This window comes from Parabacteroides sp. PFB2-10, assembly GCF_029893085.1.
In the GTDB taxonomy this organism is placed as follows: Bacteria; Bacteroidota; Bacteroidia; order Bacteroidales; family Tannerellaceae; genus QVMG01.
Window position 1 is genome coordinate 73,137 of record NZ_JARXWI010000001.1, and the last position, 25,947, is coordinate 99,083.

The 25,947-nt window shown below is 44.3% G+C and carries 29 protein-coding genes; 8 read left to right on the forward strand and 21 right to left on the reverse strand.

Going from position 1 to position 25,947, the window contains the following annotated elements:
- Positions 1-22: 22 nt before the first annotated feature.
- Positions 23-1,483, reverse strand: a complete 1,461-nt coding sequence (locus M2137_RS00315) for an aminoacyl-histidine dipeptidase (RefSeq protein ID WP_280764481.1) — start codon at positions 1,481-1,483, stop codon at positions 23-25.
- A 222-nt stretch (positions 1,484-1,705) separates the two neighbouring features.
- Between M2137_RS00315 and M2137_RS00320 the strand changes: the two genes are divergently transcribed.
- Positions 1,706-1,921, forward strand: a complete 216-nt coding sequence (locus M2137_RS00320) for a hypothetical protein (protein WP_280764756.1) — start codon at positions 1,706-1,708, stop codon at positions 1,919-1,921.
- Positions 1,922-1,951: 30 nt separating this feature from the next.
- Complete coding sequence (locus M2137_RS00325) at positions 1,952-2,560, forward strand: OmpH family outer membrane protein (protein ID WP_280764482.1); 609 nt, start codon at positions 1,952-1,954, stop codon at positions 2,558-2,560.
- Positions 2,561-2,647: 87 nt separating this feature from the next.
- On the opposite strand, the gene M2137_RS00330 is transcribed toward M2137_RS00325, so the two are convergent.
- Together M2137_RS00330 and M2137_RS00335 are read right to left on the reverse strand one after the other, a co-directional pair.
- The gene (locus M2137_RS00330; protein ID WP_280764483.1) at positions 2,648-2,983 is read right to left on the reverse strand and encodes a hypothetical protein; all 336 of its coding nucleotides are present in this window, start codon (positions 2,981-2,983) and stop codon (positions 2,648-2,650) included.
- The gene (locus M2137_RS00335; protein WP_280764484.1) at positions 2,984-3,289 is read right to left on the reverse strand and encodes a septum formation initiator family protein; all 306 of its coding nucleotides are present in this window, start codon (positions 3,287-3,289) and stop codon (positions 2,984-2,986) included.
- Between the two features lie 100 nt (positions 3,290-3,389).
- Between M2137_RS00335 and M2137_RS00340 the strand changes: the two genes are divergently transcribed.
- Positions 3,390-5,132, forward strand: coding sequence for a DNA polymerase III subunit gamma/tau (locus tag M2137_RS00340; protein ID WP_280764485.1), 1,743 nt, complete (start codon positions 3,390-3,392; stop codon positions 5,130-5,132).
- Here the strand turns inward: M2137_RS00340 and M2137_RS00345 are convergent.
- From M2137_RS00345 to M2137_RS00355, 3 genes are all read right to left on the reverse strand, one after another.
- Positions 5,129-5,488 (reverse strand): hypothetical protein, encoded by a 360-nt coding sequence (locus M2137_RS00345; protein ID WP_280764486.1) that lies wholly within the window; start codon positions 5,486-5,488, stop codon positions 5,129-5,131. The two genes, M2137_RS00340 and M2137_RS00345, sit on opposite strands and share 4 nt — an antisense overlap.
- A 187-nt stretch (positions 5,489-5,675) precedes the next feature.
- Positions 5,676-6,536 (reverse strand): hypothetical protein, encoded by an 861-nt coding sequence (locus M2137_RS00350; protein ID WP_280764487.1) that lies wholly within the window; start codon positions 6,534-6,536, stop codon positions 5,676-5,678.
- 158 nt (positions 6,537-6,694) lie between these two features.
- The gene (locus M2137_RS00355; protein WP_280764488.1) at positions 6,695-7,705 is read right to left on the reverse strand and encodes an aspartate-semialdehyde dehydrogenase; all 1,011 of its coding nucleotides are present in this window, start codon (positions 7,703-7,705) and stop codon (positions 6,695-6,697) included.
- Positions 7,706-7,839: 134 nt separating this feature from the next.
- On the opposite strand from M2137_RS00355, the gene M2137_RS00360 reads away from it, so the two are divergent.
- Entirely contained in the window at positions 7,840-10,089 is a 2,250-nt protein-coding gene (locus M2137_RS00360; protein WP_280764489.1) for a lamin tail domain-containing protein, read from the forward strand.
- Between the two features lie 93 nt (positions 10,090-10,182).
- On the opposite strand, the gene M2137_RS00365 is transcribed toward M2137_RS00360, so the two are convergent.
- Complete coding sequence (locus M2137_RS00365; RefSeq protein WP_280764490.1) at positions 10,183-10,755, reverse strand: RNA polymerase sigma-70 factor; 573 nt, start codon at positions 10,753-10,755, stop codon at positions 10,183-10,185.
- Between the two features lie 360 nt (positions 10,756-11,115).
- On the opposite strand from M2137_RS00365, the gene M2137_RS00370 reads away from it, so the two are divergent.
- The 4 genes from M2137_RS00370 (at position 11,116) to M2137_RS00385 (ending at position 18,115) form a co-directional block, all read left to right on the forward strand.
- Entirely contained in the window at positions 11,116-12,108 is a 993-nt protein-coding gene (locus M2137_RS00370; protein ID WP_280764491.1) for a FecR family protein, read from the forward strand.
- Positions 12,109-12,260: 152 nt separating this feature from the next.
- Entirely contained in the window at positions 12,261-15,608 is a 3,348-nt protein-coding gene (locus M2137_RS00375) for a SusC/RagA family TonB-linked outer membrane protein (protein WP_280764492.1), read from the forward strand.
- Positions 15,609-15,639: 31 nt separating this feature from the next.
- On the forward strand, positions 15,640-17,121 hold the full coding sequence (locus M2137_RS00380; protein ID WP_280764493.1) for a SusD/RagB family nutrient-binding outer membrane lipoprotein: 1,482 nt from the start codon (positions 15,640-15,642) through the stop codon (positions 17,119-17,121).
- 103 nt (positions 17,122-17,224) lie between these two features.
- Positions 17,225-18,115, forward strand: coding sequence for a metallophosphoesterase (locus M2137_RS00385; RefSeq protein ID WP_280764494.1), 891 nt, complete (start codon positions 17,225-17,227; stop codon positions 18,113-18,115).
- Positions 18,116-18,290: 175 nt separating this feature from the next.
- On the opposite strand, the gene rplQ is transcribed toward M2137_RS00385, so the two are convergent.
- The 14 genes from rplQ to rplF form a co-directional block, all read right to left on the reverse strand.
- Positions 18,291-18,812, reverse strand: coding sequence for a 50S ribosomal protein L17 (rplQ, locus tag M2137_RS00390; RefSeq protein WP_280764495.1), 522 nt, complete (start codon positions 18,810-18,812; stop codon positions 18,291-18,293).
- 7 nt (positions 18,813-18,819) lie between these two features.
- Positions 18,820-19,812 carry a DNA-directed RNA polymerase subunit alpha gene (locus M2137_RS00395; RefSeq protein WP_280764496.1) on the reverse strand — a complete coding sequence of 331 codons (993 nt, stop codon included), beginning with the start codon at positions 19,810-19,812 and terminating at the stop codon, positions 18,820-18,822.
- A gap of 12 nt (positions 19,813-19,824) precedes the next feature.
- A complete protein-coding gene (gene rpsD / locus M2137_RS00400) occupies positions 19,825-20,430 on the reverse strand; it encodes a 30S ribosomal protein S4 (protein ID WP_280764497.1) in 606 nt (201 codons plus the stop codon).
- 121 nt (positions 20,431-20,551) lie between these two features.
- Positions 20,552-20,941 (reverse strand): 30S ribosomal protein S11, encoded by a 390-nt coding sequence (gene rpsK / locus M2137_RS00405; protein ID WP_280750308.1) that lies wholly within the window; start codon positions 20,939-20,941, stop codon positions 20,552-20,554.
- An 11-nt stretch (positions 20,942-20,952) separates the two neighbouring features.
- Entirely contained in the window at positions 20,953-21,333 is a 381-nt protein-coding gene (rpsM, locus tag M2137_RS00410) for a 30S ribosomal protein S13 (RefSeq protein ID WP_280764498.1), read from the reverse strand.
- Positions 21,334-21,363: 30 nt separating this feature from the next.
- Positions 21,364-21,480, reverse strand: a complete 117-nt coding sequence (gene ykgO, locus M2137_RS00415) for a type B 50S ribosomal protein L36 (protein WP_082206710.1) — start codon at positions 21,478-21,480, stop codon at positions 21,364-21,366.
- 12 nt (positions 21,481-21,492) lie between these two features.
- Positions 21,493-21,711, reverse strand: a complete 219-nt coding sequence (infA, locus tag M2137_RS00420; protein WP_280750306.1) for a translation initiation factor IF-1 — start codon at positions 21,709-21,711, stop codon at positions 21,493-21,495.
- An 8-nt stretch (positions 21,712-21,719) separates the two neighbouring features.
- Positions 21,720-22,505, reverse strand: a complete 786-nt coding sequence (gene map / locus M2137_RS00425; protein WP_280764499.1) for a type I methionyl aminopeptidase — start codon at positions 22,503-22,505, stop codon at positions 21,720-21,722.
- Between the two features lie 5 nt (positions 22,506-22,510).
- Positions 22,511-23,851 (reverse strand): preprotein translocase subunit SecY, encoded by a 1,341-nt coding sequence (secY, locus tag M2137_RS00430; protein WP_280764500.1) that lies wholly within the window; start codon positions 23,849-23,851, stop codon positions 22,511-22,513.
- Positions 23,852-23,854: 3 nt separating this feature from the next.
- Positions 23,855-24,301 (reverse strand): 50S ribosomal protein L15, encoded by a 447-nt coding sequence (gene rplO / locus M2137_RS00435; RefSeq protein ID WP_280764501.1) that lies wholly within the window; start codon positions 24,299-24,301, stop codon positions 23,855-23,857.
- 22 nt (positions 24,302-24,323) lie between these two features.
- The gene (gene rpmD / locus M2137_RS00440; protein ID WP_280750302.1) at positions 24,324-24,500 is read right to left on the reverse strand and encodes a 50S ribosomal protein L30; all 177 of its coding nucleotides are present in this window, start codon (positions 24,498-24,500) and stop codon (positions 24,324-24,326) included.
- Between the two features lie 14 nt (positions 24,501-24,514).
- Positions 24,515-25,030 (reverse strand): 30S ribosomal protein S5, encoded by a 516-nt coding sequence (gene rpsE, locus M2137_RS00445; RefSeq protein WP_280764502.1) that lies wholly within the window; start codon positions 25,028-25,030, stop codon positions 24,515-24,517.
- A complete protein-coding gene (rplR, locus tag M2137_RS00450; RefSeq protein WP_280764503.1) occupies positions 25,030-25,374 on the reverse strand; it encodes a 50S ribosomal protein L18 in 345 nt (114 codons plus the stop codon). Before rplR ends, rpsE begins: the two co-directional genes overlap by 1 nt.
- A 21-nt stretch (positions 25,375-25,395) precedes the next feature.
- The gene (rplF, locus tag M2137_RS00455) at positions 25,396-25,947 is read right to left on the reverse strand and encodes a 50S ribosomal protein L6 (protein ID WP_280764504.1); all 552 of its coding nucleotides are present in this window, start codon (positions 25,945-25,947) and stop codon (positions 25,396-25,398) included.

Below are 25,947 nucleotides of genomic sequence, written 5' to 3' on the forward strand. Positions count from 1 at the left end.
TAATAACGTATATGGCAATGATTTATTTTGCGGGAATGCTCTTTAATGTTTCGAGCAGGTGTTGCCACCAGAGTTCAACCGTCGGTATCAGGATTTTCTCAGCCGGAGAATGCACATCCTGCAAGGTCGGGCCGAAAGAGATCATATCGAGGTAAGGATATTTCTCTAAGAAAAGACCGCACTCCAGACCGGCATGGATAGCCATGATCTTGGCCTTTTTGCCGAATAGGCGTTCGTAAGAGGCCTCGGCCACTTTCAGGATTTGTGAGTTCGGGTTAGGTGTCCATCCCGGATAGCCGTCGCCCTGGGTCACATCGGCTCCAGCCATTTCAAAACAAGCCTTCACGGTGTTGGCGATAGCCAGCTTGCTGGAGTTGATCGAGCTGCGTTGGCTGGTGCCTATTACGATGGTGTTTCCCTCTTTCATCTTCACAGAGGCCAGGTTGGTGGATGTTTCAACCAGTCCTTCAATATCATGGCTCATAGCAATAACGCCATGCGGACATGCATGCATGGAGAGAACTACCTTCAGGGTGGTTTCGGCATCGATCACGGTAGCCGGCTGGTCGGCAGACTCCATGGTCAGTTTCACGTTGGGATCGGCATGTTTCAATTCGTTTTCTACATCGGCCGCAAAGGTATTCAACAACACACGCGCCTTCTCTTTGTCGGAAGGCAGGAGTCCGATAACTGCGTTTGCTTCGCGGGCGATGGCATTGCGCAGGTTACCGCCGTCGATCGTTGCCAACGCGAAAGGCATATCTTCGTCCATCAACAGGTAGAGGTAGCGAACCAATAGTTTGTTGGCATTGCCCAGTCCTTTGTGGATATCGCCGCCGGAGTGTCCACCGTTCAATCCGCTAACAGTTATTTTGAAATACTGCATCTCCTCGGGAGCCGCCACCGGTTCGTAGGTGAAGGAGGCTTGTGTGTCTTTGCCACCGGCGCAACCGATAAAGAGTTCGCCTTCGTCTTCGCTGTCTAAGTTCAACAAGATCTCGCCATCCATAAAGCCTTTTTCCAGGGCTTTGGCTCCGGTCAGGCCGGTCTCTTCATCTACTGTAAACAGGCATTCGATCGGGCCATGCTCGATGTCGTCGGAAGCCAGGATAGCCAGTTCGGCCGCCATACCGATGCCGTTGTCGGCACCAAGGGTAGTTCCGTTGGCACGCAGCCAGTCACCGTCGACAACCGTCTCGATCGGGTCGTTATCGAAATCGAAGTCCTTGTCACTGTTCTTTTCACAAACCATATCCATATGCGATTGAAGGATCACGGTCGGCAGCTTTTCGTAGCCGGGCGTGGCCGGTTTGAACATCAGGATATTGCCGGCATCATCTTTTTTAATCAGAATATTATACTGTTCAGCAAATCCTTCCAGGTATTGGATGATTTTCTCTTCTTTCTTTGAAGGACGTGGTACTTGTGTTACTTCGTGGAAAAATTTCCACACGATTTCGGGCTTTAAGTCTGTAATTTTCATGTTATAATTGTGTTAATCTGCACAAAAGCGTGCATACTATTGTTAATAATGTTCGCCTATAAGGTCATGACAACCAAAAAAACTACAATAAATTGTCAAAAAGATACTTTCCAATCAGTTAAACTCTTATATTTGCGTCCACAAATAGAGTGGGAGCCGAGTGCAGAGTCAAACAAAATGAAACTATGCTATGCGCATCTTACCTATGCAAATATACGGAAAATGCTTACAACCTTATTGTTTACGGTTTTAATAATTGTTATTTGTGTGGCACTATTAGCTGTCAAAGTGATAGTAAAAAAGGGGGGCGAGTTCCCCAATACACACATTGAAGGTAACAAAGCGTTAGGGGAAAAGGGAATTTACTGCGCCAAGACGCAGCATCGTCAGGCGATGAATCCGCGCAACCTCGAAGAACGTATGAAAGGAATGAAATAATAAATGAATAAGTAATATAAATTAAACTCTATGAAGAACGTTAACTATATTATTAACGGTGTGTTGGCGGTAGCCGTAGTTATCTTGTTTATCCTGCATTTTTCAGGGAAGAATGGTGTGGCAGAATCTGGTGTTCAGTCGGATGCTTCCGAAGGATCCCCTATCAGTGACATGCCGATAGCCTATGTCAATGTAGATTCTTTGTTGCTTAACTATGATTACGCAAAAGATCTGACCGAATTGCAGATGAAAAGTCATGAGAATGCGCGGCTGAATCTTAACACCAAAGGACGCGAATTGGAGAAAGAGGCTGCTGAGTTCCAGCGCAAATTAAACAACAATGCGTTCCTTACCCAAGAGCGCGCTGAGCAAGAATACCAGCGTATTCAAAAGAAGAATCAGGATTTGCAGGAGCAAGAGCAACGTGCTGCCATGGAATTGGAAAGCGAACGTATTCGTATGAGCGAAACCTTGCGCGACACATTGGTGGCTCAACTGAAGATATTCAACCAGGACAAAGGCTACAAAGTGATTCTGAGCAACACAGGAGGCGACAACATTCTCCTGGCGGATGACGTATACGACATTACTTCCGAACTTATTAAGCAGATGAATAAGAATTATTCTCCGGGAAAATAAGAAGAGTCGTAAGACAACAGCATATAGAAAAGGCAATCATCAGAGAAGATGATTGCCTTTTTTGTGCTTCTATATAGTTCCTTTTGTTTATTCCTCTTTCTTTTCTTCTTTCCAAACAAAAGCCACATATCCCTGTAATATAGCGGCGATCAGTAGAAGTATTACCCACTCTTTGCGCTGGGAGAACATAAGTCCCGATGCTACGATCATGAGTAATCCGGCAATCATATTGAAGTTATGCAGACGTTTGTGGCGAAAATCCATGCCTTTGGGCGACACCGTCAGGTAAGATACCGTCAGGCCGGCAGCGCCGAATGCGAACAGGTAGGGGGCAAATGCCCACTGGGTGAAGTGTAATACCGCTCCGGCTAAAAGCAACAGAGCCGCCAGCATATAGATTATGTTGCGGATAGATGATTTCATTTATTTTTCTTTGATGATAAACAGGTCTTCGTTTGCCTTTTTCATGAAGTATTCTTCGCGGGCGAAACGCTCCAGACCCTCTCTGTCGGTCTGCAGCGCATTGAGCTTTTCCCGGTTTTCCTTTATCTCTTCCTGGTATCCCTTTATCTCTTTTTCCAGGCTACGGATCTTTTCATCGTACTGATAGCGCATATAAAGACTACTATCCCCGGCCGTAAGGGTCAGCGCCAGGAAAACGATCGTGATCAACCAATAGGCATTGATCCACGAGAAATACTTCTTATAAAACTCTTTGATGCGGCTCATCTGTTTTTTGTTACAAAGATAATGCGTGTAGCCGATTTAGCATCACTCCCTTAAATAAATTTATTTTCACTATCTTTGCCTATTCTATAAATAGCGCTATATGGACAACTATATTGTTTCGGCAAGAAAATACCGCCCTTCTACCTTCCAGAGCGTAGTCGGACAGAAAACACTTACAGTCACTCTTAAGAATGCCATCCAGAATAACAAACTGGCTCATGCCTATCTTTTCTGTGGCCCGCGTGGAGTAGGGAAGACCTCCTGTGCCCGTATCTTTGCCAAAACGATCAATTGCCTCAGCCCCACGTCCGACGGTGAATCCTGTAATACCTGCGAATCCTGCCAGGCGTTCAACGAACAGCGCTCTTATAATATTCATGAGCTCGACGCGGCATCCAATAACTCGGTCGACGATATCCGTTCATTGATTGAGCAGGTGCGTATCCCGCCGGCGATCGGACGCTATAAAGTGTTTATTATCGACGAGGTGCATATGTTGAGTTCCGCCGCTTTCAATGCTTTCTTAAAGACATTGGAAGAACCGCCTCACCATGCGTTGTTTATATTGGCTACGACCGAAAAGCATAAGGTGTTGCCAACTATCCTTTCCCGCTGTCAGGTATATGATTTCTCCCGTATCACGATTGCTGATATTGTGGAGCATCTGCAGTATGTAACCACCAGCGAAGGGGCAACAGCTGAGCCGGAAGCCCTGAATGTGATTGCCCAGAAAGCCGATGGCGGACTGCGTGATGCGCTCTCGATCTTCGACCAGGTATTGAGCTTTACCAATGGCAATATTACTTACCAAGCGGTGATCGACAACCTGAACGTGCTTGATTATGAGTATTATTTCCGCCTGACCGACTACATTCTGACAGCCAATGTGCGTGGCGCCATCCTTTTATTGAATGAGATTTTAGGGAAAGGCTTCGAAGGACAAAACATCATCAGCGGGATGGCCAACCATTTCCGCGACCTGTTGGTGTGTAAAGATGAGGCAACCCTGGTGTTGTTTGAGGTAGGCGCCTCTATCCGTCAGCGCTATATCGAGATGGCTCGTCGATGCCCGGACTCACTCCTTTTCAAGGCGATCGAACTATCCAACCAATGCGACCTAAACTATCGGACAAGCCGCAACAAACGGCTTTTGTTGGAACTCACGCTTATTCAACTTTGTCAGTTGACTACTCCTGCCGGATCAGACACGGAGGATAAAAAAAAAACACTGATCCAACCCATTGAGGTAGAAGCAGCGCCAGCTGCCCAGTCAACACCCGAACCGACTCGTCAGCCCGAAACAAAAACCGTCACCACGCAGGTACCGGTAGATACCGCTCCGGTCATTTCCGCTCCACCGACCACAGGCACTCCTGCCGCAGCCGGGAAATCATCGCGTCCGGTTAGCACCTCATTCAAGAACCTGACCGGAGAGAAACCAGAGGAGAAGCAACAACAGGCGGAAGCTGTTGTTGAGGAAATAAATCCATTCAACGAAGAGGATCTATTGAAATATTGGTTGGATTATGCCGAGCAGCTGCAGGAGAAGGTCTACCTGAAGAATGCGATGATCAATTGCAAGCCTGTATTGGGGGAAAACGATCAGTTTGAAGTAAAAGTACATAACCAGGGACAGCAGGACGAATTATTGAATGCCGCCGTCCCCATCCTTTCCTACCTACGGCAGATGCTTCGGAATACGCATATCCAGATGCGTGTTGCTATCAGCGAAACAAACGAAAAAAAGCTGGCATACACCTCAACGGAGAAATACCAGCATTTATTAGAAGTAAACCCGCTTTTAGGCAAGCTAAAAGACGAGTTTAATCTGACGATTGATTAGTTGCGGCGTGGCCCGCGAGGTTCTTTAGCCAGGATTTCCTGGTACTTCTTGAATTCCTCTGCAGTAAGAAGCTTTTTAATAGCTGCGTCGCGATCTTCGTTCAACTTTGTCATCTTAGCCATCATCGCTTCGCGATCCATATTGCCACCATCACGCATAGCTTCCATTTCTGTCCGCATCTTTGTCATGGACTCATTCTGGATTGCTTTGAACTTCTCTGCCTTCTCACCTTCCAGTTTCAACTCTTTCACGTAGTTTTCAACTCTTTCTTTCATGCGCGCCTGCATGTCTTGTTGTGCTACCATGCCTACGGTACCCATGACCATCAGCAAACAAACTAATAAAATCTTTTTCATGTGTTTCTTTTTTTAATTAGACAATATAATTTTTCCCACATTGAAATACATGGACAAACCTATCTTCATTTGGTTTAATATGAAGATAAAGAATTAACAATTCGAACTTCAGAAAACTTGACTATTTCGGTAACATTCCCCCTTCCCTGCGGAAAGTGTAAGAGGGAGGCATTATCTTAAAAGCGCTTTAGAAGCAGCGGATATAGCCCACCGAGAGTGTGTCGTAGAGTTTATCCCGGAATCCTTTATCGTAACGAAGCGATAGAATGTTTTTCTTGTATTCAAAGCGCAAGTTGTTGCGCCATTGCATCGGACTGTCACCATTCTCTTTATAACCGTCGAAACCAACCAGTTCGGTCGACAGGGTCACCGGACGATATTTGGCTGTCAACCCGCCCCCATAAGCGATCGCATCGTTCTGACGATGCACCAGGTCATTGGTCATCCAGCAATAAAAACCAAAAAGTGCCTGTATGCGCAACGAAAATCCCCCGGGTGTCGCTTTGACGAGGTCTTTCCCCAGGTTTACATCAAACCAATAGGCGGCTGCATCCGTATAACGTGCGTCGCAAAGGCGTCCCCCGCTGGCGGATTTCAGGTTAATTGTTACCATGGCATCCAGCCATTTCTCACTGGTCAATACCTGGAAAAAGGAGCTGATAATCACATCACCGTGACAGGTGATCGGACTTTTGGTGCCTACGGCAAAACGCTCGTCGCGCGTTTCCGGCGTCATTTCATATTCCTCAAAAAAGCGCAAGCTCACCTCCACACCGGCACGCCCTTTCACAAAAGGCAATAGAGCGCGGGCATAGCCATTTGTTGTCTTATCGCCTGAATAATAATGGTATTCGCCTCGTACCTCCACCTCATAACGCGTAGGGACTTTCCCCGAGCGCATCTCCGGCAGCGGAAAAGCATTGGGACCAAAATAGCGGGGAGAATAGATCAGCAATTCTGTTTTGTCACGCCAGCTACCTTCTCCTTTTGCAGCAAAAACAGTTAGGGCAAACAAACCGATAATGAATAGATATTTCTTGAAATGCACGCTCGTCTTTTTTTTCTTGTAAAGGGCAAAGATAATTATTTCCGCCCGAATCCACCCTCATAGCGCCTTTCAATTGACAGGAATCAATGGATTAGAAAAACAAACCGCCCCATTTCTGCAAGCAGGAATGGGGCGGTCGATAAAAGATCGTTGATTTCTTACTTGATATTACCTACCTTGATCAGGTATTCGGCAATCTGAACGGCATTGAGGGCAGCCCCTTTCTTGATCTGGTCGCTAACGGTCCAGAAGGTTAATCCGTTCGGGTTCGCCAGGTCTTTGCGGATACGGCCTACATAAACAGGGTCTTTTCCTGTGATATCCAACGGCATCGGATAGTCTTTGTTGGCCGGATCGTCCTGAAGGATGATGCCTTCGAAGTTAGCAAACGCATTCTTTGCCTCTTCTACGCTGATCGGACGTTCGGTTTCCAGCCAGGTAGCTTCGCTATGGGCACGCATCACCGGAACACGTACACAGGTCGCACTCACTTCGATATCGGAATGCATGATCTTACGTGTTTCGTTATACATCTTCATCTCTTCCTTCGTATATCCGTTGTCGGTAAACACATCAACCTGTGGAATCAGGTTGTAAGCCAACTGATAGGCAAACTTCTCGATGGTCGGCTCTTCGCCTTTCAACAGTTGTTCGTATTGTTTCACCAATTCGGCCATCGCCGTTGCTCCGGCACCACTGGCAGCCTGATAGGTCGATACATGTACACGACGGATATGCGACAGCTGTTCGATTGCTTTCAGGGCAACCACCATCTGAATCGTCGTACAGTTCGGGTTGGCAATAATACCACGGGGACGATCGAGGGCATCTTCCGGATTTACTTCGGGCACCACCAAAGGCACATTATTATCCATACGGAATGCACTCGAGTTATCGATCATCACCGCACCGTGCTTCGTAATCGTTTCGGCGAATTCAACAGAGGTGCCTCCGCCAGCCGATGTAAAAGCAATATCCACTCCCTTGAAGTCGTCGTTATGTTTCAGTTCCTTGACGGTGTACTGTTTATCACCAAAGGTATAAACACATCCGGCACTGCGAGATGAGCCAAAAAGCACCAGCTCATCCATCGGGAAGTTTCTTTCGTCGAGCACACGCAGGAATTCCTGCCCTACGGCTCCACTTACTCCAACAATTGCTACTTTCATTTTGAGCACGATTAATTTGATTAATAAATATAAAATGATATCTTTGTCTTACCCAGATATCTTTGTTTCTTCCTCTGACATAGAGTCTTAATTGGGGTGCAAAGATAATCAATTTAACTTAAACCGCTACGACTATGAAACATTTTTATCTTTTTTGGGCGCTTTTGCTTCCATTTTGTTTATCCGCACAGTTAACCGAATCATTCGACGGGGAGAAGATCGATTCCCGGAATCCCTGGCAGGGTGATACCAGCCATTTCAGAATCACCCCGGAGAAAGAATTGCGGTTACATACCAACGCGACAAAAAGCGAAAAAATGCTTTATATCCGCTCGGTCTCCCTCCTTGGCAACACTTGGGAGGGGAAAGTAAGAAACGGAAGTGTCGGAAGCTATAATAACTGCTTTCATTTCTATTTATGGTGTGAGAATGCAAATCCGGCACAAAGCGGTTACGCCCTCCTATTGCGAATGGGAAATAGCAAAAACATAGACTTACGTTGGAAAAGAGGGAATATTAGTGAGAATACACTGATAACGGGACGGACTCTTTTCGAAAAAGCAAACCAGGATGTTTACTTCCGAGTAACGACCGATCAGGATAGCCTCTGCACTCTTTACAGCAAAACCGAAGGCGACACAGACTATGTAGAAGAAGGAAAGGTGACCCTGGACTCAGGAAATGCCTCCGGATACTATATGATCGTAGTTAAGTATTCAGGTGACCATGCCAAAAATAAATACATCGACGATCTCTTTATTGAATCGTACACCCCTTACAAAGAAGAACCTCCCACGCCAACCGATCCTCCCCGGCTGACATGGCTGGAACAAGATGGAGACACCGCCGTTATACTGACGTTCGACCAGCCGGTCTATGCCAATGAAGGCATTTTTGTGATGAGCGAATTAGGCAGAACCGATATCATCTACCAAACCGACGACGGGCTACTGGTGCGTCCGGTATGGCCGCAAGGCTTTACGGATCAAAAAACCTACACCCTCTCCTACTCCAACCTGTATGATGCAAACCGATCCAGCGCATTCCGGGGTGAATGTAGTTTCACAGCCGTATGTAAATCGTTTGCCAAAGGCAGTCTCTTGTTTAATGAAATTATGGCCGATCCCAACCTGCTGACGGCATTGCCGCAGACGGAATATGTAGAACTGCTGAATCTCTCCGGCGAAGCCATCGAAATGGAGGGATGGACTTTTGTTTACGACAGCCGGGAGGTGACACTGAAGCAGTCAACCCTCCTCCCCGATCATTACCTGATCTTATACCGCGAAGGGCAAACGATCGCAACAGGGGACAAAGGAAAAGGAATGCCTTTGCTGAACTTTCCCGCGCAACTGGCAAACGAGGGCAAACGACTTCAATTAAAAGATCCGTGGGGTAAATTGATCGATGAGGTCACCTACGGAAAAGCGATACCCGGAAAATCTTGGGAAAGAGGCACTGACGGCTGGTATATCTCCACAGATCCGAAAGGAGGAACACCCGGAAGCAGCAACTCCGACCCCTATTACATACCGGAAGAGCCCGAGCCGGAGCAGCCGCCGGTAGCACCTTTTACCCTTGTGTTCAATGAATTATTACCCAATCCATATACCAATGAAGAGGAGTATATCGAATTATACAACCGCTCCGGTGAAGAGATCGCGCTGACAGGACTGGCCATTGCCACCCGAAAAAGCGACGGAAGCCTGAATACATCCTATCATCTGACACCCCTCCCTCCGATACAAGCGGGAGCGTATCTCTTACTTAGCAAATCGGCCGCCAGTGTCGCCCGGCGATACACGATCCTCTATCCGGAACATATCCATGAGGTGAAACTGCCTATTCTCAACAACGAAGGATCGAACCTTGTGCTTTTCCGGACGGCCGACGGCGTGGTGATCGACGAAGTCTCCTATTCGCCCCAATGGCACGACAGCTCGATAAAAGAAAATAAAGGAGTTGCCCTTGAGCGGATCGATCCAGACAAGCCGACCCAAGACGAAACGAATTGGACATCAGCCGCGGCCACGGCCGGCCACGGCACACCCGGCTACCGCAACTCCCAATACCTTCAGCCGAAAGACGATGATCCGTCGGGCATAGAGAAACCCTTGTATTCAAAAGAAACCGAATCGTACTCCATCCAATACGACTTGGAACAGGCGGGGTATAAATGTCGAGGCTCTATCTATGACCTATCCGGCAGGATCGTATCAGAGATAAATAACAACGAGCTATTGGGCAGCTCCGGCAGCCTGACCTGGAACGGCAAAGGAAAGAACGGTGAAAAGCTACCACCGGGACCCTACATCCTTTACATCGAACTCTACCATGACAACGGCGACACAAAACGATTCAAAGAGGTCTTCTTAGTCTATTAAAATGAAAGGATCAAACGGCAGATCCTCTACCATGAAAATCAGACAATTATAATGGCTGCAAATATCGTCTTTTATCAATCTTAAGAAGATAAATCAAAACAAAAGAGAAAGAAAACCGGATTGCCTTAGGTACTCGTATAAACCTCTCAAAGCTCTGCGAATATGATCTTCGACGGTTTTAATACTTATATTCAGTGTCTGAGCTATTTCTCTGTTTTTCAGATTTTCCTCCCGGCTCAACCGGAATACTTTCCGGCACTGGTCAGGCAACGTTTCCACATAGGAATTTATGGCACCCGATATTTCTTTCAACAATAAGGAATCCTGTTGATTATAAGAGACTATTTCCTTATGTAATAGCAGGTCTACCGAGCATTTATCCACTTCCACCTTATGAGGAAGGGATGTCAAATAAGTAATAGATCGATTATACACGGCTTTATAAAGATAAGGTTTGATTGATTCGCTAAAGTCCAACACATCTTTTTTCATCCATAAAGAAAGAAATACATCCTGAACCACATCCTCAGCAGCCTGCTTGTCATTCACTTTTTTAAAAGCATAAGCCAAAAGTAAATCATAGGAATCATGAAACAATTCTTCAAAGAAGAGCAGTTTGCTTTCATTCGCATTCTTTGTATTTGTAGACCTCCCTTTGGATTTCATTGCCTTATTTTCTCTCTCTACATACGTGTTGCTTTTACAAATATACATATAATTATCTCTTAGTCCGTTTATCTTCCAACACCTTCCCCCTTTTGTCAGTTCGCACTATTTGTTTTCAACCTCCAAAATGTTAAAATATCGATTGTAAGCAAAACGACTGTTTTGCTTACAAATCCATACGTTAAAAAGTGTTTCTCCCGGGAGTTTATGAAAAAAGTCCCGCCTTTTTGCACGCAAAGTCCCGCAAAAATTACAAATCGTAAATGGGGGGTTTTATCGAAAAGATGCAAATTAACTTTTTTTACCATATTAAAATACAGGGTAAGTGCCTATTTTCCGGTGATAGGATAAAACAACAACATGGATAGCATTATTATTAAATATTTGAGCGGCGAGGCTTCCGAAGAAGAAAAACAGACATTATATGCTTGGATAAAGGAAAAAGAAGAAAACAATCACTATTTTTCCAACGTCCGCGATCTTTGGATAACATCCAATACCCTTTTGTCGAGCAAGAAAGAGGGCGATAGCAAATTTCCGGCATTTAGGGAGAAAGTATTAAAAATGGATCATTCCCGGAGACAGAAAAACACCCGCCTGGCCATGATACGATGGTCGGCGGCAGCCGTCATTTTATTGATCTGCTCCCTCAGCACCTATTTCTGGGGAAAGAAAGAGGTCAATGAACCCAACCACATCATGGAGCAAGCAGTCACCATGAATCAAACGGTTATCGGCAATACCAAGAAGGCGATCAATCTGCCCGACGGATCGGTGGTTTGGTTGAATGCCAATAGTAGACTCAGCTTTCCGGAAACTTTTTCTTCTGAAGAGAGGCGGGTGAAATTAGAAGGGGAGGGGTATTTTGAAGTGACACATAACCAAGAAGCTCCTTTCTTTGTCGAAACAGACCATATGGTTATTAAAGTATTAGGAACCACATTCGATGTACACAGTTATACCAACCGTTCAATTTCTGAAACAGTTCTTCTGTCAGGGAAAGTGGAGGTACACCTATCCACAGGCAAACCGATAACACTCTTTCCCAACCAAAAAATATCCTACCATAAAGAAACGGAAGACTACACACTCGAAGAGGTCGATGCGTCGGAATATGCTATCTGGACAAATGAAAAACTGATCATGGCCAGTGAAGAATTAGGAACAATCTTCCGTAAACTGGAAAGATGGTATGATATCCGGATACTATATGATGAAACCATACCTGTTCATGCCAAGTATTCTCTTACAATAAGAGATGAATCCAAGGAAGAGATGTTGCGTTCGCTGTCTATTATTGCTCCTATCAGTTACCAGATAAACAAAGATACGATTACCATGACAAGAAAATAGATAAGTCGTCTAACTTAAAAAATCTAATGCCTATGAAATAAGAGAATCCGTTTCTAAAAAGAAATTAGGCAAGTGGGTCGAGCACCTGCCTAATAAAAGCTTAATTCAGTCCTCGTATGAGGACAGTATGTTAAATTAAACAATACAAATGTATGAAAAAAATAATAAGAAAGATGAAGTTGGTCGTTTTCTTTGCCGCCTTTTTCATATGCCAGGTTTCTGCTATTGAAAGTAAAGCCCAGCATACAACGGTAGATCTTCATATGGAAAATGCCACCTTATTAAGTGTGATTCAAAGTATAGAGAGCCAAACAGATTATGTATTCTTTTACAGCAATGAAGAAATCGATCTGAATAAAACGGTAAATATCCATATTCAAAAAGGAAAAATCAATGAGATCCTGGATAATATCCTCTCTCCTTATGCCTATACAATCGAAGAAAAAAGGATTCACATCATTCCACATATCCTTCAAAACAAACGACAAATCACTGGTACTGTGACTGACCAGAAGGGACAGCCTATCATTGGAGCTACCGTTATGGAAAAGGGGACAACGTATGGAGTCGTTACAGATATAAACGGTATCTATACCATTCAGGTCGACAATAACGCGACTCTCCTTTTCAGATATATAGGAATGCGGCAGGAAGAGGTCGCTGTTCGAGGGAGATCTTCCATTGACATCGTTTTGAAAGAATTAGTTTCCGAACTAAGTGAAGTAACGGTCACCGCACTGGGGATCAAGAAAGAAAGACGCTCTCTGGGATATGCCACACAAGAACTTACCGGAAGTGCCGTACAGGTGTCGCATGAAAACAATCTTGTGAATGCTTTATCCGGAAAACTGGCCGGTGTCCAGATCACAAACACATCCGGTGGCGTTGCTTCTTCCGCACGTATCGTCATACGCGGAGCCAAGTCACTATCGGGAAACAACCAGCCGCTTTTCGTTGTCGACGGCGTGCCGGTGCATAACTCCAACTCCTCCACATTCCTGTATGGCGGTGTAGACTACGGTAATGAAATCAGCGATATTGACCCGAACAACATCGAATCGGTCAATGTATTGAAAGGGGCTAACGCAGCAGCGCTTTATGGTTCGCGTGCAGCAAACGGAGTAATCCTGATCACGACCAAGTCTGCAGAAAAAGCCGATAAGGGTGTCGGTGTTACTTTCACGAGTAATATCGGGCTGAACAATGTAAAATACATCCCCAAGCTGCAAAATAAGTATGGCCGAGGTCTGAATGGTGAATATAACTATGTGGACGGTGTAGGCGGTGGATTAAATGATAGCAATAGCGAAAGCTGGGGGCCTCCTTTAGACGGACGCTTGGTAGACCAATGGTTCGGAAAACAACAGCCTTGGGTGGCCAGGCCTAATAATGTGAAAGACTTCTTCCAGATGGGCACAGTATTTACGAACGATATCTCCATCACACAGAAATCAGATAAAGTCAATACGCGTATAAGCTTCGGCGATTACCGGGAAAAAGGCACCCTGCCCAATACGGATCAGGTAAAAAATACCATCAATATCAACAACTCTATCAATATCGTAAAAGGACTTGATTTCGATATGAGCGCCAGCTATATCAACCTGACCAATGACAACCTGTCGCAGGGAGGATATACCGGTGGTAATTTTATGAATACAGTGATTTGGGGAGGTCGTGAGATGGATTGGAGCAGACAAAAAGATTATATCAATAAAGACGGCAGTCAGAAAAATATGTATAGCCCTTTTGACGATAATCCTTATTTTCTTTATAACAAAAATACAAACTCACGCAAAAGACAGCGTTTGTTTGGTAACATAAGCCTGAAATGGCAGATCACCGATTGGTTGAATGTAATGGGACGTGTCGGACTGGATACTTATGCTGAGCACCGGAAAAGTGTGACTGATGCTTTCACTGCATCTGTTGAACAAGCCGGACATGGCGGTAAGTTCTCTATGTCTGAACAGAATTATCAGGAGCTGAACTTCGATTTTATTGCATCCTTCAATAAAAGCTTCCTGGAGAAATGGGATCTCTCAGCCGATGTGGGCGCCAATCTGCGGAAGAACAACGCACGCTATGTCTCGCTTGGTGCCAATGAATTAGTTATTGACAATTTGTTTAACATCAGCAACGTAAAAGGAAATCCGACACGGAGCAACAGCACTACGGAATATGAAAACCAGGGAGTATTCGGACAGGTAAATATCGGATATGGTAAATTTATCTATCTCAACGCAACAGCGCGCAACGACTGGTCGTCTACATTGCCAAAAGAAAACTGGTCATACTTTTATCCTTCGGCCGGTTTGAGCTTGCTGCTGAATGATTTATTTAAAATAGAATCTAAGATACTCTCCTATTCTAAAATCAGATACAACTGGGCGCAGGTAGGTAATGCTACATCACCTTATGCGCTGACCGGCATATACAGCTCTGCTGATGCATGGGAGAAATATCCGGTTTACAGCGCGCCTACCGAATTGCCTCCAATCAATCTGAAGCCCGAAATTACGACATCAAGTGAAGTAGGCTTGGATTTGGTATTTTTTATGAACCGATTAACGCTGGATGCAACTTGGTATTCCGGTTCTTCTAAGAATCAGATCCTATCGATCACCACTTCTGCAGCCTCCGGAAATCTGCGGCAAAAGGTAAATGCCGGCGAGATAAAGAACTCCGGCATCGAGGTCAAACTGGGAGGGACTCCTGTTCTAACAAAAGACTTCCGTTGGGATCTGACACTCAACTGGTCGAAGAATAAGAGCGAGATCGTAGATCTCTATCCGGGTATCGACAGCTATACCATAGGAGGCATCTGGGGATGTAACGTCCTGGCCAAACCGGGAGGTACTTACGGAGACATCTACCACCGCCCTTTTGCAAGAGACGAAGCGGGAAATGTTATTATAGGAGCGAACGGCGTTCCGCAAGCAGCCGTAAATGTGGATAAATTAGGGACGATCAACCCCGACTGGTTGGCTGGATTAATGAGCTCATTTACGTACAAAAATCTTACATTGAACGTGTTGTTCGATATGCGTAAAGGGTCGGATATATTCTTATTGAGCTACCGCTACGGCTGTATGACCGGCGTCATGGACGAAACTGCCCGGGGAGATATCCGGGAGACAGGTTTTGTTTTTCCGGGAGTAAAAGAAAATGGTTCGGTGAATGATATTGTTGTGAGTCCGCAGGTCTACTACAAAACGGTAAGCTCCTTCGAACCGTATATCTTCGACGCCAGCTTCCTGAAGCTACGTGAATTAAGTCTGTCATATAGTATTCCGCAAAAATATTTAGCGTGGACAAAAGCTGTAAAAAGAGCCAACGTATCCTTTGTCGGACGTAATCTGTGGTTATTGCATTCTAATCTGCCGAAAGGTTATGATCCCGAAGTTTCATTAGGGGGGACTGATGCCGGCCAAGGTGTTGAATATGGCTATATACCGACCAATGCAAGCTATAACTTCTCGCTTCAACTGGTCTTTTAATCATACGTTATAAACAAAAAAAGATACGGACATGAAAAATATAAAAACCTATTTACTCTTTAGTTTGATCGTACTCCTGTCTGGAGGTTGTACAAGTGCCTTTGAGGAAATGAATGTGAATCCGAATGGGCCTGACGATGTTTCGGCATCGACGCTTCTTCCCAGAACGATTATTGAAACGGCAAAGATACAGGATCTGCGGCCGGCCGGTTTTTTCGTTCAATTCTTTGCTCAGAATAATTATATTGTGGAAGACAGATACCGGTTCCCCGATAATGATATGTTGTCATTATGGGAAGGCTGTTATATCCGCGTACTTAAAAATGCAAAGATCATTCACGAAAAATCGGTTTACTTAGAAAATCGGAATATGGAAGCCGTAGCGGAGATTATATCCGTTAATGCCTACCATACGCTCACCGATGTCTACGGCGACATTCCCTACTCGGAAGCTTTGCTTTCCAACCAGGGCATTACTAATCCGAAATATGATAAGCAATCGGATATCTACCCGGATCTTCTCCGACGGCTGGAAAGCGCTAATGATCTGTTGAGTAGCGGGAACGGAAAGATAGACGGAGACATCCTGTTCGATGGTGATGTGCAGAAATGGAAAATATACGCCAACTCCTTATCGCTGCGCATTGCCATGCGCATGTCGAATGTAGAGCCGCAAAAAGCGCGGGAAATAATCGAACGTATCCTTCAAAATACCAGTAAATACCCCGTCATCTCTTCCAATAGTGAGGATGTTCGCCTGAAATGGCTGGGAGTAGCACCCTACCGGGAACCCTGGGCACAGGAGTATATTAGTGGGATCGACGGAAGCAATCACGCGGTATCCCAGGCAATGATGACCTATCTGTTGTCTTATGAAGATCCGCGCCTGACCACTTATGCCAGGCCAACAAAGGCCGACGGGTCTTATGTGGGAGCCATAAACGGCCCGGTAGTTGGAGAAGAACAAAACCGTGACCAGGTATCACGTATCGGCAATTTCTATACCGACGATGAAGCCGGCTATACCAAACTGATCACCTATTCGGAGATCTGTTTCATAAAAGCTGAAGCAGCGGAACGAGGATGGAATAGCGGTAGTACGGCTCAGGAAGCCTATCGGGAAGGGATACGCTCATCCCTCCAGTACAATAAGATCGAAACAGAAGCAGCAAACAGGTTTCTTACCTCTGAAAAAGTAGCGTATAAAGAAAACAACTCCGCTGCCAATCTCTATAATATAGCGTTGCAAAAGTGGGTATCTCTTTATCTTCAGGGATTTCAAGGATGGGCGGAATGTCGGCGCACGGATGTTCCTCTGTTAGCACCGTCACCAGGAACCCTCTTCCCGGGCAAACATAACCGCATCCCTTTCCGAGCGGTATGGCCTAATACGGAAGATATGTACAACAACACGAACTTCAACAAAGCAAAGGAAGAAGCTGCTATCAGCGAGGAATCCGATCGCCTGTGGGGTAAACAACTCTGGTGGGATACCCGGCAGGGAGTATACTAACTTAATGATGAATGATGAATTGAAGATCGGTCGTAGCGAGATGACATGCGTAATCAGTGCTTCATAATTCATCATTCATAATTCATAATTTCAAAAAACGCTTATGTCAAGAATATCAAATTGCCTGATCTGTATAGCCTTTCTATTGACGGGATTGTTTACATCCTGCTCCGACAGCGTCACATTTATCGTTGTTTCCGATCCTCACTTCAAAGGCGACGATACGACACGTATGGTTAATCATATGATGGTCGAAGATATGAACAGCCTGAAAGGAACAATAGCTCCTTGGAATAATAAGGCCTTGAAACCGGCTTTCGTCTGGATGCTTGGCGATATGACCGATAATGGAGAACAGGAACAATGGGATGATTATGAAAACACATACGGTCTGAACGGAGAAAAACTGCTGCAGTACCCCGTTATGGAATGTTTTGGTAACCATGACGGAAATGTGGACGGCCTTGTCCGGGCAGCATTAAAAGAGAGAAACAAAAACAGAAAAACAAAGATAACTACCGATAGCCTGGGGCTGCATTACTCATGGGATCAGGGCAATATTCATTTTGTGAATCTGAACTTATATCCTGGTGACGACTGGGATCCTGCGTGTGCATGGTGTCACTATTTCAAAGAGTCATTTCGCGAGCCTCAACACAGTCTGGCTTTCCTAAAAAAAGACTTAAAAGAAAAAGTCGGCCGGTCGGGACGCCCCGTTGTTTTAGGCTTTCATATCGGATTCGACGACTTCAGCCAGCTATGGTGGACCGATGCCGACCGCGAAAAACTGTATGAAGTCATCAAAGAGTATAATATCATAGCTATTTTCCAGGGACATAATCACGCAGCTGCTCCCTACACTTGGAAAGGAATAGATATATGGGCAGTCGGAAGTCCCCGTCATGATGATAAAACAGGTGAGTATATGGTCGTGGAGATTGATGCAAAAGGAAACTACTGCATTCACGAAAGGCATTATGGGGAATGGGAATAAGGCAAATATACTCTAAACATGAATACTCAAAGATTCTTCCTATAGATGGCATTCAGATTCAGGTGGGCATGAATACGTTCAGGAATGGGCTTTGAGCATCAAATTAATAAACATGTACGGCAACAAAAAAGGGATCCCAATCGGAATCCCTTTTTTTATTATTTGCCAAACGTACTTACTCTGCTGCTTTTTCTTCTGTTGCTTCAACAGGGGCTTCTACCGGAGCTTCAGCTACCGGAGCCGCTTCTACCTGAGCTTCCGCTGCAGGGGCAGTAGCTTTCTTGCTACGAGAACGTCTTGTTTTTGCTTTCTTGGCTGAGGTATCTTTCAACATGTTTTCGTTGTAGTCTACCAATTCAATGAAGCACATGGCTGCGTTATCACCCAAACGATGTCCTGTTTTGATGATACGGGTATAACCGCCCGGACGATCGCCGATCTTTTGTGCTACTTCCTGGAAGAGTTCAGTTACAGCATGTTTATTTTGCAGCATACTGAATACAATGCGTCTTGAGTGCGTTGTATCTTCCTTAGACTTGGTGATGATAGGTTCTACAAACTTACGTAAAGCTTTTGCTTTAGCGGTTGTCGTGAAGATTCGTTTATGCTGAATCAAAGAACAGGCCATATTGGAAAGCATCGCTTGACGGTGAGTACTTGTACGACCTAAATGGTTGAATTTTTTATTATGTCTCATCGTTTACTTACTCTTTATCTAATTTATATTTCGTGATATCCATACCGAATGACAGGTTCAGGCTTTCCAGCAATTCATCCAATTCGGTGAGTGATTTCTTACCGAAGTTACGGAATTTCAACAAGTCATTCTTGTTGAACTTAACCAGTTCACCCAGCGTTTCAACATCGGCTGCTTTCAAACAGTTCAAAGCACGTACGGAGAGATCCATATCTGCCAATTTGCTCTTCAGCAACTGGCGCATGTGCAGTACTTCTTCATCGAATTCTTCATTGCCGTCGGTATCAACTGTTTCGATCGCGATCTTTTCATCTGAGAACAGCATGAAGTGATGGATCAGGATCTTGGCAGCTTCTTTCAATGCCTCTTTCGGGTGAATAGAACCATCTGTTTCTATCTCAATGATCAGTTTCTCATAGTCGGTCTTCTGTTCAACACGGAAGTTTTCTACAAGATATTTTACATTACGGATCGGTGTATAGATAGAGTCGATAGCTATTACCCGGGGATCAGAGATCATTTCCCGGTTTTCATCAGCAGGGACATAACCACGTCCTTTGTTGATGGTTAATTCGATTTGAAAGCTTACTTTCGGATCTAAACGGCAAATCACCAATTCCGGATTCAATACTTGGAAACCGGTCAGTTGTTTGCCTATTTCTCCGGCCTTGAACACTTCGGAACCCGAAACCGTAATACTTACTTTTTCATTCTCAATGTCGTCCACAATGTGTTTAAAGCGTACTTGCTTCAAATTGAGGATAATGTTAGTTACATCTTCAATCACGCCGGGGATGGCACCAAATTCATGCTCCACGCCTTCGATCTTGATGGATGTAATAGCAAAACCTTCCAGTGAGGACAAGAGAATACGGCGCAACGCATTACCAATGGTAATACCATAACCGGGTTCTAACGGACGGAATTCAAATTTTCCGTAAAACTCGTCCGCTTCCAACATTAATACTTTATCGGGTTTTTGAAATGCTAATATCGCCATGGAAATCAATTATTATTTAGAATACAATTCTACGATCAACTGCTCTTTTATATTTTCAGGAATGTCGGCTCTCTCGGGCACGTGCAGTAATTTCCCGCTCATAGAAGCCTGATCCCATTCGATCCATGGATATTTGCTGTGGTTGAAGCCGGCAAGGGCATCAGCAATAACTTCCAGGGATTTTGACTTTTCTCTTACACCAATCACTTGTCCTGGTTTCAGGGCATAAGATGGGATGTTTACCACCTTACCATCAACCGTAATATGACGGTGAGAAACCAACTGACGAGCAGCAGCACGTGTAGGAGCAATACCTAAACGATACACTACGTTGTCTAAGCGACCTTCCAGCAATTGCAGAAGTACTTCACCGGTAATACCTTTTGAGCGAGAAGCTTTTTCAAACAAATTGCGGAATTGTTTTTCCAATACACCGTAGGTATATTTTGCTTTTTGCTTTTCTTTCAATTGGATACCGTATTCCGATGTCTTTCTTTTACGGGAATTACCGTGTTGTCCGGGAGGATAGTTCTTCTTGGAAAGAACTTTGTCCGGTCCGAAGATCGGTTCACCAAACTTACGGGCAATTCTTGTTTTTGGTCCAGTATATCTTGCCATTTTTTAATTGTTTTAATGTTTCGGTAGAATCCCAAACCGTGCAGCCGCGATTACAGAGAGGATAAGGTCAATATGCAATCTATTCACAACTCTGGATTCCTTTTCGTGAAACTATTGTTAATTATACTCTTCTCTTTTTAGGAGGACGACATCCATTATGTGGCAGTGGAGTAACGTCGACAATTTCTGTCACTTCAATTCCAGCCCCATGAATAGTACGGATGGCAGACTCACGTCCGTTACCGGGTCCTTTCACGTATACTTTCACTTTTCTCAAGCCCAGATCATACGCTACTTTAGCACAATCCTGAGCGGCCATCTGAGCGGCATAAGGCGTGTTCTTCTTAGAACTACGGAATCCCATTTTACCGGCAGAAGACCAGCTGATTACCTGTCCTTCGCTATTGGCAAGCGTTACAATAATGTTATTGAAAGAAGAATGAATATGTGCCTGACCCATTGCGTCAACCTTCACATTTCTCTTCTTTGCTGCGACTGTTTTTTTTGCCATATTACCTCTTATTATTTAGTAGCTTTTTTCTTATTTGCAACTGTTTTCTTCTTACCCTTACGTGTACGGGCATTATTCTTTGTACTTTGACCTCTTAAAGGCAGTCCAATACGATGACGAACTCCGCGGTAGCAACCGATATCCATCAAGCGTTTGATGTTCAATTGTACTTCCGAGCGAAGATCCCCTTCTACTTTATACTCTGCGCCAATTACTTCACGTACTTTGGCAGCCTGATCGTCTGTCCAGTCTTTCACTTTGATATCGCGATCAACACCAGCTTTTTCCAAGATAGAAGTTGCTGAACTACGGCCAATACCATAGATGTATGTCAAAGCAATTTCTCCTCTTTTATTTTGTGGTAAGTCTACACCAACAATTCTTATAGCCATATACTTTAATTAATTTGCAAAATTAATAAATTATCCCTGACGTTGTTTAAACTTCGGGTTTTTCTTGTTAATCACGTATAAGCGGCCTTTTCTTCTGACAATCTTACAATCATCAGTCCGCTTCTTTAAAGATGCTCTTACTTTCATATCTTGTTATTTTTATTTGTATCTAAAAGCAATTCTACCTTTCGATAGATCATAAGGAGACATTTCCACTCTTACTTTGTCACCAGGAAGGATCTTAATGTAGTGCATACGCATCTTTCCTGAAATGTGAGCCGTAATTTCATGTCCATTCTCCAATTCAACACGAAACATAGCATTCGACAATGCTTCAATGATTACTCCGTCTTGTTCAATAGCTGCTTGTTTAGCCATACAAAAAATTAAATTGCGTTAGTTCCTAATACTGCTTCTAAAAATTCAAATGAAGATAATATTTGCGGACCTTCCGGCCGGATAGCAATACAATGTTCGAAATGAGCAGAATATTGTCTATCGCGTGTGCGGATAGTCCATCCGTCTTTTTCCATCACCACGTTCTTGCGTCCCTGGTTGATCATCGGTTCAATGCAGATACACATGCCATTTCTCAAAAGTGTCCCATAGCCGCGACGGCCATAATTGGGCACTTCTGGTTCTTCATGCATATTCTTTCCTATTCCGTGTCCAACAAGTTCTCTGACAACAGAGTACCCTTTTGCTTCGCAATAAGACTGAACGGCATTGCCTATATCACCAATACGGTTTCCTTCAACCGCCTGTTCGATCCCTTTGTAAAGCGACTCTTTGGTTGTTTTCAACAACTGCTTCACTTCCGTGGATACTTCACCAACACAAAAGGTATAGGCCGAATCGCCGGTAAACCCGTTCAATGTAGTCCCTATATCTACCGAGACAATATCTCCTTCATGCAAAATCACTTTTTCTGAAGGCATCCCGTGTACTACCTGATCATTGACCGAAGTACATATAGAGAAAGGATATCCATTGTAACCTAAAAAGGCCGGAACTGCTCCGTGATCACGAATAAACTCATCCGCTATTTTATCTAATTGAAGCGTAGAGACACCGGGGGCAATGTGTTTGGCTAATTCGCCATGTGTTTTGCCAACCAGTTGATTTGCCTCACGCATCAACTCGATTTCTTCATCTGTCTTTAAATAGATCATTTCAATCAATAAGCAGCAGCAGAACCTGCACGGCCTTTAATTCTACCTGACTTCAACAACCCGTCATAATGACGCATCAACAAATGGCTCTCCACCTGTTGTAATGTATCCAATACAACCCCTACAAGGATCAACAGAGAAGTTCCTCCAAAGAACTGAGAGAACTCCAAGCTTACCCCGATCAAACGCGCAAAGGCTGGCATAATAGCCACCAACGCCAGGAAGAATGCTCCCGGCAGGGTGATACGATCCATAATAGCATCCAGATAGTCTTTGGTTGCTTTACCAGGTTTAACGCCCGGAATGAAACCGTTATTACGCTTCAGGTCATCCGCCATCTGAGTCGGATTAATCGTAATCGCTGTATAGAAGTAGGTGAACAAGATAATCAGTAAGGCAAATACAAAATTGTACCAGAAGCCTGTATTATCCATAAAGACAGACCAGAAACGGCTGACTTCACCTGTTTTGGAAAATCCTATAATAGAAATAGGAATAAACATAATAGCCTGTGCAAAGATGATAGGCATTACGTTTGCTGCATTCACCTTCAAGGGGATGTATTGACGTGCTCCACCATATTGTTTATTACCGACGATTCTTTTCGCATACTGAACAGGCACTTTACGTGTTCCCTGTACCAGCATGATAGCTCCGGCAATAACCAACAATAAGAACAGCATTTCAAACAGGAACATCACCAAACCACCTGTGCTCTCGCTCTGACGGGAAATAAATTCCTGAAACAGAGAGTGAGGCAGACGGGCAATGATACCCACAAGAATGATAAATGAAATCCCATTACCGATCCCTTTATCCGTGATTCTTTCACCTAACCACAGTACAAACATACTACCGGCCGCCAGAATAATCGTAGCATAAATGCTGAAGAATATACCGGTAGGCAGGGCTGCACCTACTTGACGCAGCTGTACGCTCAGGTTGACCAAATAGGTCGGTCCTTGTAACAAAAGGATGGCAATAGTAAGGAGACGTGTATATTGGTTTATCTTTCTCCGGCCGCTTTCTCCTTCACGCTGCATCTTCTGCATGGCAGGAACTGCGATAGCCAACAACTGCATCACAATGGAAGCAGAGATGTAAGGCATAATCCCTAATGCAAAAATGGACGCGTTGGCAAACGCACCTCCGGAAAACATATCCAACAAGGCTAACAAACCACCCCTTGTCTGATCTTGCAGAGCAGTCAACGATTGCGGATCAACACCTGGTATAACCACGTATGTTCCGAATCGATAGATCCCTACAAGCAAAAGAGTGGTGAGGATCCGATTTCTCAGATCCTCTATCTTCCAAATATTTTTTATTGTTTCAACTGCTCTCATGACTTAGAGTTTAACTGCTGTTCCACCTACGGCCTGGATAGCAGCTTCTGCGCTTTTAGAGAAAGCATGTGCTTCAACTTCAAGTTTAGCAGTAAGGCTGCCTTTGCCAAGAATTTTAACTAACTGAGACGTAGAAATAAAACCTGCTTCAATCAAATCGTTTAATCCGATTTTCGTCAGTTGCTTCGCATCAGCCATTTCCTGCAAAGTAGAAAGATTGATTGCTTTATATTCTACATGGTTAATATTCTTGAAACCAAACTTCGGCAAACGTCTTTGAATAGGCATCTGTCCACCTTCAAAACCAATTTTTTTGGAATATCCGGAGCGTGACTTTTGTCCTTTATGACCTCTTGTTGAAGTTCCGCCTAAGCCAGAACCCGGACCGCGTCCGATTCTTTTTCTGGTTTTAACAGATCCTTCCGCCGGTTTTAAATTTGATAAATTCATCTCTATCTTGTTTTATCAATTATTACTCTACTACAGAAACTAAATGTTTCACTTTGTTTACCATTCCCAGAATAGCAGGAGACGCTTCATGTTCTACAACCTGATTCATCTTTTTCAAACCCAGTGCATCTAAAGTTCTTTTCTGATCTTTAGGGCAATTGATTCGACTTTTAGTCTGTTTCACTTTTATAGTTGCCATAATTTTTCTCCTTCTTAACCTTTAAACACTTTTTCTACGGAAACACCTCTGTTCTGTGCAACCATCAACGGACTTCTCATCTCTCCCAGGGCAGTAATCGTTGCTTTCACTAAGTTGTGCGGATTGGATGAACCTTTTGATTTAGCCAAAACATCATGAACGCCAACACTCTCAAGCACCGCGCGCATAGCACCACCAGCTTTCACTCCGGTACCCGCAGTAGCCGGTTTCAAAAATACGGAGGCACCGCCAAATTTAGCTACCTGCTCATGAGGAATAGTTCCTTTATGGATAGGCACCTTAATCAGGTTTTTCTTGGCAGCTTCCACACCTTTAGCGATGGCTGTTGTTACTTCACCGGCTTTGCCTAAGCCCCAGCCAATGATGCCATCTTCATTTCCTACTACGACAATAGCAGCGAAACTGAATGTACGTCCCCCTTTTGTTACCTTAGTAACACGGTTGATAGCCACCAATCTGTCCTTCAACTCTATGTCGTTGGTTGATTTAACTCTATTTACCATCTTCATTAAAATTTAAGGCCACCTTTACGTGCTGCGTCTGCTAATTCTTTAATTCTCCCATGATACAAGTAGCCGTTACGGTCGAATACCACTGCCTGTATGCCAGCTTCCTGTGCATTCTTGGCTACTAATTCGCCCACTTTAGCTGCTACCTCTTTTTTAGAACCTTTTTCTTCCATTTTCAAAGAAGAAGCAGCGGCCAGGGTCTTACCTGTTGTATCATCAATCACCTGTGCATAGATTTGCTTGTTGCTTCTAAACACAGTCAGGCGTGGACGTTCCGTTGTACCGGATATTTTTCCACGTATGCCTTTTTTTATCTTAAGTCTTCTTAATTCTTTCGTTGTCATGATAATTCCAGTTTACGTAAATTACTTACCAGCTGATTTACCAGACTTTCTGCGAATCACTTCACCCACAAACTTGATACCTTTTCCTTTGTAAGGTTCCGGTTTACGGAATGAACGGATCTTAGCGCAAACTTGTCCGATTAGTTGTTTGTCAGCCGATTCAAGGATAATAAGCGGAGCTTTGTTTCTTTCCATCTTGGTTTCCACCTTGATTTCCGGAGGCAACATCATGTAGATATTATGTGTAAAGCCTAAAGAGAAATCCAATAGTTGTCCCTGGTTTGAAACACGGTAACCTACCCCGATCAACTCTAACTCTTTCTTATATCCTTCGCTCACACCAATAATCATGTTGTTGATCAACGAACGATACAATCCGTGCAACGCACGATGCTCGCGTTCATCATCCGGACGGGATACTGTAATCACACCGTCTTCCAGCGACACAGTGATATCCGGATTAACATCCTGAGAAAGTTCGCCTTTCGGACCTTTCACGGTTACTTTATTATCCTTAATTGTTACGGTTACGCCTGCCGGCACCTGTATGGGTAATTTTCCTATTCTTGACAT